The organism is Marseilla massiliensis, assembly GCF_016899855.1.
Classification (GTDB): domain Bacteria; phylum Bacteroidota; class Bacteroidia; order Bacteroidales; family Bacteroidaceae; genus Prevotella.
The window spans coordinates 1-497 of record NZ_JACJJG010000249.1 but is presented as its reverse complement, the minus strand read 5'-3'; the positions used below and the strand labels follow the sequence as shown (position 1 = coordinate 497).

Annotated in this window: 1 pseudogene; it reads right to left on the bottom strand. The window is 42.3% G+C overall.

Features of this window, described 5'->3' with window-relative positions:
• Positions 1 to 497 (bottom strand): annotated as a pseudogene (locus H6A34_RS15680) (hypothetical protein); the annotation flags it as partial.

Sequence of the window (497 nt, the reverse complement as noted above, 5' to 3'; positions counted from 1 at the left end):
TGGTATCAAGCTCGTAGTCGTAGCCGTTTACCTCGTAGTTGTATGCTTTCCCTGCTTCCATGTCGTACCATTTGAAACTATCCTGGTATGAAAGGGTGTCTTCAGTGCCCAAGTTGCAGTCTATGTAGAATTTCTTGTCTTCCAATGAATTCCCATAGATGTCAACAAAGCTCTTTGAATGGTGGCAGTCATAACCTACTTGCTTGTATCCGTCTATGTAACCTCCTATTATCAATGCGTTCACCAAGGCACGTTTCAATACGTCGTCCTGGTTTGTGGAATATTGTCTTTCAGCAAGTCTCCAGATTTTGTTTGTTCCTTCCTCGTAGACCTTGTTGAAGATAACGCACCTCGCTATGATTTTTCCATGTTCGTTCTTCAAATAGGCGGCACTTGCATCAACCGAATCACTGTAAAAGTAATGGTATCCCTTGTCTGTCATGCAACTGTAGAAGTCTCCATCGCACTTGTTTGAATCGTAAATATCCCTGAAATTG